The sequence below is a fragment of the Cryobacterium sp. TMT3-29-2 genome (assembly GCF_004564305.1).
GTDB classification, from domain to species: Bacteria; Actinomycetota; Actinomycetes; order Actinomycetales; family Microbacteriaceae; genus Cryobacterium; species Cryobacterium sinapicolor.
The window spans coordinates 1-7,570 of sequence record NZ_SOGK01000076.1 but is presented as its reverse complement, the minus strand read 5'-3'; the positions used below and the strand labels follow the sequence as shown (position 1 = coordinate 7,570).

Below are 7,570 nucleotides of genomic sequence, written 5' to 3'. Positions count from 1 at the left end.
CGTCCACCCCCTCCCAGAACGACAAACGGACACTCAAAGGCGACAACGGTCGAGCCATCGACAACACCCCACAGAACTCAGGGTGTTGCTCTCACCAACTGAACTCGCCGAGTCTGATTCGGTGAGTTGTGGGTCATCGGATCGAGATGCCGCTGCCGTGGTTGGCATGGTAGCCGTGGGCATTGTATTTGCCGGCGGGGTCGTCCTGGCCTTCATCGCACCTTCGGCTCGGGCACCCAGCATCGCCAATGGTACGACGATCGCGTTGGTGATCGTTGGGGTTGTTGGCTCTGTTGCGGCAATTCTGTCTTCCGGCTTTGTGATCGGCTAACGAGTTTCATCGCATATGAGGCCTTGAACGTTTCCTGCGAAGTCCTGTCAGACCTCTCGTCGGCATTCAGCGACGACAATTCGGCCAACAGCACCTCCAGTTCCGCTCGGTCGGTCGGTCGGTCGGTCGGTCGGTCGGTCGGTCGGTCGGTCGAAGGTTTTTACCACGCTTCGGGGAGATCGACGATCTGGGGGTCATCGAGATCCCCAAGCCGTCCGACGCTGCGGCCCTCCCGCTCCTGATCAATTTGACGGGATCCGTGCCCGTGCGATTGAACCCGCTCTTGACGGTGGAGGATCTCGACGACGACGCCGTCAAGAAGACACCGGCGTATCGGGCTCCCGGCCAGTAAGCGGCGCCACGGTCCGGGGCGACCCGCGTGACGCTTACTCGGGCCACAGGCCCGCAACGACGGCGACCAGCTTGCAGCGCGGACACCGGTGACAGGACTCGAGTCCCTCGGCAGGGTCCACGCCGTCGTTGGTCATCTCGGCCCAGCACGCTGGGCACACGGGGCCGTCACTGTCGAGGGCCAGGTCCTTCATCTCCCCGGTCCGCGGCAGCCGTGGGGCCGGTACCGCAGAATCCGTCTCGCGCGCATCGTGCGCCGCTGAGCGCGTGGCACGCCTGCCGCGAAGCAGCGCAGCTCCCCCGCGACGCCGGCTGGCGGCGCACCGGCTGGCGCGGCGGCGCGGGGCGCGGGCACTGTGCCATGCTGGCCGAATAAATGATTGGGGGCTCTCATTGGTGCGTGGCCACGGCGACGAAGACATTTTCGCTCGAGCGCAGCGTGATCCGGCCTTCCTGGCGGCGGTGCGGGTCGCCTATTCGGGCGACCAGCACGTGCTCAACGCTCTCTGGTGGGCGGCACACCCCGCGGACGCAGCACCGGATGGCACACCGTCCCCGACCAACCAGCTGCGCGACCTTCAGAAGCGCGTTTTCTCTGCGAACGGCGACTCCGTTGGCGATCCACAGGCCACGCTCGCCCTGCGGGAGCTGCAGGCCACGGTTGCCGCCGACCGTGCCGCGATTGCCATCGCGGTCAGGTCGGCAGAATCCGGGGCCGTCACCCAGCCAGCCCGCTCCCCCGGCCCACCGGCGGCACCGAGTGTGGCTGGTCCCCGGACAGTGCACGAGGTGAGTTCCAAGGGTTCGTTCCAACAGCTTGTTGAGGAGCCACTCGACGAGACCGCGCTGCCCGGCGGGAGACGCAGCCGCAACGCCCTCCTGATTCTCGGCATCCTTATCGCACTGGGTGTCGGTTTCGTCGTCGGCACTCAAACGGATGCCTCGCTCGTCACCGCATCGCCTCCCACCCCCACTGTGACCGTGGAGGAAACGTGCGCGCAGGTGAGTGACGTTTTCACATTTATGCACAATGTGCACGGTTCGCTCCTCGCGGAGCCCTCATTACAGCAGGAGTTTGAAGGGGCCGCCCGGCTCGTCGCGCGACTGACGGCCCGAGTGGACACCGTGCCCGGCTCCGCGGTGGCCGACCAGGTGGAGACCTTAAAGGACCTGTTGCCGTCGTCGGCCAACCAGCCAATCGATCCGCTGTCGCCAGAGTGGGGTCAAGCCCTGACCGGTGTCAGCGCGGCCTGCGGCGCTGCCGGGTTCGACATCAGCGTGGACGCCTGGACGGGCGGCTAGACAAACTACCCGGCAAGACCCCTGAGGATACGCGACCACGGTGACGCCTCTCCCCCGGGACCTCGGAACCTCGGCGAATTGGCGCCGAATCTGCTGCCGTGGACGCCCGACTTATGGGCGACCTGGCCCCCTGAAGAATCGCAACGATGCAAGAGTGTCCGGTCCTCGTCGACCCAATCCAGCCCGCATCCGGAGCCACACCTGCTTGCCGCCCGTTACTGCTGCTGCCGGAGAGCAATCTGCTACACCCGCGCAATCGCTTGTGATTTAGGGCCGGATATCCAGAGTGATCGGTTCAGCTTCCATGGGTCCGCCACAGAGCTCCGAGCCGCCGACGCGTTTCCATTCAAAGATCACATCGCGCTCCGCGAGCACCTCACCGTTTGATGCGATGGCACGAACCGTTGCCCGGTCAGGAACGTCGAGCATAAATGACGTAGTCCAGGTATCGCCGTCAACCTGGGTCACGTTGGCATCCGTCACGTCTGCGGGGGGAACCGGTGTGGGTTTATTCGGGTTCTCAAGCCCCTTCAAGCGCTCTACCGTACCGTCTTGACAAGGGCTGCCGTCGCAGAGCAGCTCAATGGCCTCAACGTCGCCAGTGTCGCCCGTCAGCTCAATTGACACTTTGCTTGCCCAAGCAACCGCAAGACAATCATCGCCGCCATCGATGGAACAACCAGCCATCGATGTGCTCAGCGCGAGGATCGCTACCAGGCGGACGCGGGTGCATATCATTTCGCGAGTGTATCGAGCGCTGCGGGAATCCAGTTGACCTCGTTACTGAATCGTCACGGCCCTACGTGTCAGGGTGAGTTGAGGCCAGTAGCTCAGAGCAAGTCCGCTGTTTGACGTAGGGCGAGAATCAGGAAGTCCCACCATGTCCAGCCCCTCGTTGATCGCCGTGCGCGACGATAGTCCCATGAACAACAGCAGTCCCGGCCCCCGCGCGGGCGGCCCCACGCCCCGGCGTTCGTTCACGCCGAAGCAGAAACTCGACCACCTCGCCGCCTACGAGGACGCCATCTCTCGCAACGGAGGCGGCGCGTATTTGCGGGAGCAGGGCATCTATTCCTCGCAGATCACGGAGTGGCGAAAACTGCGCGATGCGGGGGTTTTGCAGGGCAAGAAACCTGGGGAGAAGATCGGTCGGCTCACGCCCGAGCAGGCGGAGATCGCGAGGCTCCGCCGCCAACTGGAGCTGACCGAGCGGCGGTTGGAAACGACGGGGGTGGCGTTGGAGATCATGTCAAAAATGCACGAGCTACTCGAAAATCTTTCGAAGAGCTCGCGGGACGAAACACCGCACACGAAACCGTGATGACCACCTACCGCGACCTCACCAGCCGCGGCGTTCCGACCCGGACGGCCGCCAGCCTGGTCGGGTTGCCGCGGGCGACCGCGACCCGCGCACCCCGACCGCGCGAACGGTGCTGGTGCCGGCGAATCGGCTCGATGTCCTCGAACGGGCCCGGATCCTGGCGGTGGTGAACTCGGCCCGGTTCGTGGACTTGCCGCCGATCCAGATCTACGCGCAGCTGCTCGACGAGGGCGTGTATTTGGCGTCGATCTCCACGATCTACCGGGTGTTGGCCGAGAACCAGCAGGTCAGGGAACGCCGCCGATTGCCCCGCCACCCACCCCGGGCGATCCCGGAACTGGTCGCTACCGGCCCCGGCCAGGTCTATACGTGGGACATCCCGAAACTGCCCGGCCCAATCAAGGGCAAGTACTACGACTGCTACGTGATGATCGATATCTACTCCCGCTATATCGTTGGCGTGAAGGTCCATCCGGCCGAGTCCGCGATCCTCGCCGCGGAAATGATGACGGAGACCTTCTCCATCCATGGCACCCCGCAGGTCGTCCACGCCGACCGGGGCACGTCGATGACGAGTAAGACCGTCGCCGCGCTGCTCTCGCATCTCGAGGTCACCAAGTCGCACTCCAGGCCCCGGGTCAGCAACGACAATCCTTATTCGGAGGCGTGGTTCAAGACACTGAAATTCGCCCCCGTGTTCCCGCAATCCTTCGGCAGCCTCGGCGATGCCCGACGGTTCATGAATGCCTTCGTCGAGGGTTACAACCACAGCCACCGGCACACGGGCATCGGCCTCAACACCCCTGCCAACGTCCGGGACTGCCCCCGGTTTGGTTGACTCCTCGTTCATCTGCGGATTCGCACCAGACGCTCCGAACCAGCGACGCCGCCGTGCAGAGTCCGTGTCGTCACCGCGTCAGTGTCCGCCGATCACCTCAACCTCTTCTTCGGTATCGGCTCATGCGACGTAGATAATGCGTCCGTGACCTCTGCCTGTCGTGGGAAGGCCTTGTGAGTGCGCGTCGAGAGCCAGGCGACTTTGAATAGGCTGCGTGTCGAGACCCGTATTATCCGTACACTTCCAGCGCTGAAAGGCGGCTGTGGTCTAATGCCACGCACCGCGCCCTCAATTTACGCGCTCAGGACTTCATCCCGGACGAGATCGACGAGCCAATCCGACAGCATCTGCCCGTACATCGGGTCAGGAGCTTGACCGTGTTGATGCTCGTGCCAGCGTGCGGCCGCGGCTGGCGTCGATTGGCGCGAGATGAAGTCGGTCAGCGGACAGTCGGCGAGCACAGTTGAGTGGGGCGAGGTCCAGCGCAGAAACTGCCAGTGGTAGGTGAGTGCCCCGAGGGCGCTCCGCAACGCGTTGGTTTGAAGCGGGAAGGTGAAGCCCGCCACCCAGCGCGGCACCTTCTCTGCCGGCATCGGACGGGCGAAGAAGTACCCCTGTCCCAGCGGCACTCCGAGGATACTTGCGGCCTCTGCCATTCCGCCGTCCTCGAGTCCCTCGATCACGACGCTGACGCCAAAATCGCGTCCCATCTGGGTCAGCGCCGCGATGGTGCTCAGCGTCTCCACCGGCTTGGACCGGATGTCGACGAGCAGACCACGGTCGAGTTTGATCATGTCGAAGGGCAGCGAGAAGAGGCGTTGGAAGGTGCTGTACCCCGAGCCCAGATCGTCGAGGGAGAGACCCACCCCAAGACTGAGGAGACGATCGGTTGCCTCGATCTGCACGTCGGATTCCATTGCGAGGGTCTCCAGCAGCTCCAGGCCGAGCCGGTCAGGCTCGATGCCGTGGAGCTGGATCGCGTCGCCGACCCACCGTGTACAGTCTGGATGCCGGAGCGTGGACGGCGAGATGTTCACCGACACCTTGGTTGACAGACCCTCGTCGTCCCATCGGGCGATGCAGGCGAGCGCCTCGTTCAGGCCCCGCCGGAACAGCTCGTCGAGATCGGCCTCATCCAGGGCGGGAAGGAACCGGGCCGGTGGAATCACAGTTCCGTCCGGCAGAGTCAACCGGGCCAGGGCCTCGACTCGCCGGAGCCCGCCCGTGCGCAGGTCCAGCACCGGCTGCATGAACATGGACAGCCCTCCGGCGAACAAGTGATCCCGGTAGGTCCGGTCGGCAGGCACGTCCGTCGTGTCCTTCACCCTGTCGACGTTCCGGTCTACCGCTGCCTCGAGAGCGTCCGGTGCCAGCGACCACCACAGGCCCGCTGGCCGGTTCGCTCGGGCTTGACGGAGGGCGGCGTCCGCTCGATGAAGGAGGGAACCAGCCGCACCGTCACCCGCGATGCGAGCCAGTCCCATGCTCAGGTCGATGGTGCAGTCCTGGTCCAGATCCTGGTCTGTGAACGGGAAGGGGGTCTCCACGGCCTCGTGCAGGCGCCCCAGTGAGTCCTCCAACCGAGTTCCTCCGTCGATGTTCTCGAGGACGACGGCGAACCGGTCACCACCGAGACTGGCCAGGAAATCACCTTCCACCAGCCGCTCTCGCATCCGGCGTCCGAGTTGTTTGAGCAGGCTGTCGCCCGCCTTATGCCCAAAAGCACCGTTGATCGATCGGAGCGCGACGACGTCGACCAGGGCCAGGGCTGCACCTTGGCGTGGCCTGCGTGTGGACAAGTGATGGTCCAGGGCGCGGCGGTTCGGCAGGCTGGTCACCGGATCATGGCCAGTCTGGAACTGCAATCCCTCCTGATGTGCCATGCGCGCGGTGACGTCGCGCTGGACGCTGACGAAGTGGGTGATCGTTCCGGCCTCGTCTCGGAGAGGCCTGATGCTCAGACTGTTCCAGAACGGGGAACCGTCCTTTCGGTAGTTGAAGATGTCCCCCTCGTACGGTTCCCCGCAGCTCAACGCCCGCCGGATTGCCGCCGTGATTACAGGGTCCGACCCAGGCCCCTGCAGAATGCGGCAGTTGAGACCGAGCATCTCGGCCTCGTCATAGCCCGTAATGGCGGTGAAGGACTTGCTCGCGTGAAGAATTCTCTGCTGCGGATCGGTAATCAAGGACGCCTGGGACGTGGCAGCGAATGCGCGGGCTAACACTTTCGCGACATCGTTCTCAGCCGGGTCGGTCGTCGGATGCTCAGGAAAGGTTGCCCGCAGTCCAGATTCGGCCGCGACTGACATGCGTGCGCGGGCGGACCATTGATCGGTTTTCACGCCGACGAACCAAGCTCAGGGGAGAAACTCATCGTGCAACCCTTTCATTCGTGCCAGGTACGCGCCGAAAATCTGCTGCGCGACCTAGTTGAATTACATAAATGAGCCTACGAGTCCATGCAGGTTTCCTATACTAGTCACAGTCGGCAGAGGCGAGACCGCGCGCGGATTCGAGAATTTGCACGCTCATCAGTAAGACGTTTCCCGTCAGCAAAATCTCGCTACGTTGAACGTAGTGCTGCACCGTGATCTTCGCGTCCGTGTGGCCGAGCATCTCTGCGGTGAGTTCGATGCTGGCGTTGGCGTTGGCGTTGGCGTTGACCGCGGACGCAACCGTGCGGCGGAACATGTGCGGGGTCACACCGTCGAGCTCTGCTCCCCCGAGCACGTGACGCAATTGTCGACGCACGTTCGCGGTGGTCAGAGTAGTGCCGTCCCGGGACTGGAAAAGCAGTGAAGATAGGCCCCTATTCCCGGTATTGGCGCGACGCCGACGGACCGCGCCGGCGGAATATGTGGGCAGTGCAACAATGCGACGTGATTTGGCGGTCTTGGGGTGGTCTTGCCGGAAGGTCAGCTCGCCGTTCCGGCTGAAAATCGTGCCTGCTGTTAACGCCGACTGAAAACAGGACCACTAACGCCGGGCGAGTTCTAGGGCGTGTCTCCTAAAGCCTCGTGAGGGTTTTCGGCAGAATTAACGCTTGTCTCGTACTGCCGTGTTGTCTGACAGCGAGTGGGCGCGGATCGAGGCCGTTGATGCCGTCGTCGTCTGGTCGTCCCGGGCGTCCCTTTCAGGACCACCGCCGGGTGATGGAGGGCATCATCTACCGGTATCGGGCGGGGATTCCGTGGCGGGATCTCCCCGAGGTTTTTGGTCCATGGCAGACGGTGTGGAAACGCCATCGGCGCTTCAGCGGTGATGGCACCTGGAACAGCATTCTTGTCGACGCTCGTTGAAAAGTAGTCCGTTGGCGCTGACAGTTTCAAGCGGTCAAGGCAACGCATGCGGTGCTGAAGACCTCATGAGGAGTCTGCCATCCCAATGTTCTCCGTGGGCGATTGTTGAGTTCTGCCACGATCTCGTC

General features: G+C 63.6%; 5 protein-coding genes and 2 pseudogenes. 4 read left to right on the top strand and 3 right to left on the bottom strand.

Features of this window, described 5'->3' with window-relative positions:
* Both E3O67_RS17245 and E3O67_RS09455 read left to right on the top strand, forming a co-directional pair.
* Positions 1-331, top strand: a 331-nt coding sequence (locus E3O67_RS17245; protein ID WP_206750563.1) for a hypothetical protein, incomplete at its 5' end; no start/stop codon positions are given.
* Positions 332-1,078: 747 nt separating this feature from the next.
* Positions 1,079-1,984: a hypothetical protein gene (locus E3O67_RS09455; RefSeq protein ID WP_135102543.1), complete on the top strand. Its 906-nt coding sequence runs from the start codon at positions 1,079-1,081 to the stop codon at positions 1,982-1,984.
* Between the two features lie 267 nt (positions 1,985-2,251).
* Here the strand turns inward: E3O67_RS09455 and E3O67_RS09450 are convergent, their stop codons facing one another.
* A complete protein-coding gene (locus tag E3O67_RS09450) occupies positions 2,252-2,722 on the bottom strand; it encodes a hypothetical protein (protein WP_135102541.1) in 471 nt (156 codons plus the stop codon).
* Positions 2,723-2,906: 184 nt separating this feature from the next.
* On the opposite strand from E3O67_RS09450, the pseudogene E3O67_RS17820 reads away from it, so the two are divergent.
* Positions 2,907-4,119: pseudogene (locus E3O67_RS17820) on the top strand (IS3 family transposase); the annotation flags it as partial.
* Between the two features lie 317 nt (positions 4,120-4,436).
* Here E3O67_RS17820 and E3O67_RS09435 read toward each other — a convergent pair.
* Entirely contained in the window at positions 4,437-6,452 is a 2,016-nt protein-coding gene (locus E3O67_RS09435) for an EAL domain-containing protein (RefSeq protein WP_135102538.1), read from the bottom strand.
* A gap of 166 nt (positions 6,453-6,618) precedes the next feature.
* Positions 6,619-7,062, bottom strand: a complete 444-nt coding sequence (locus E3O67_RS09430) for a tyrosine-type recombinase/integrase (RefSeq protein WP_255575812.1) — start codon at positions 7,060-7,062, stop codon at positions 6,619-6,621.
* Positions 7,063-7,186: 124 nt separating this feature from the next.
* Here E3O67_RS09430 and E3O67_RS09425 point away from each other — a divergent pair.
* Positions 7,187-7,424, top strand: a pseudogene (locus E3O67_RS09425) (transposase); the annotation flags it as partial.
* Positions 7,425-7,570 lie beyond the last annotated feature (146 nt).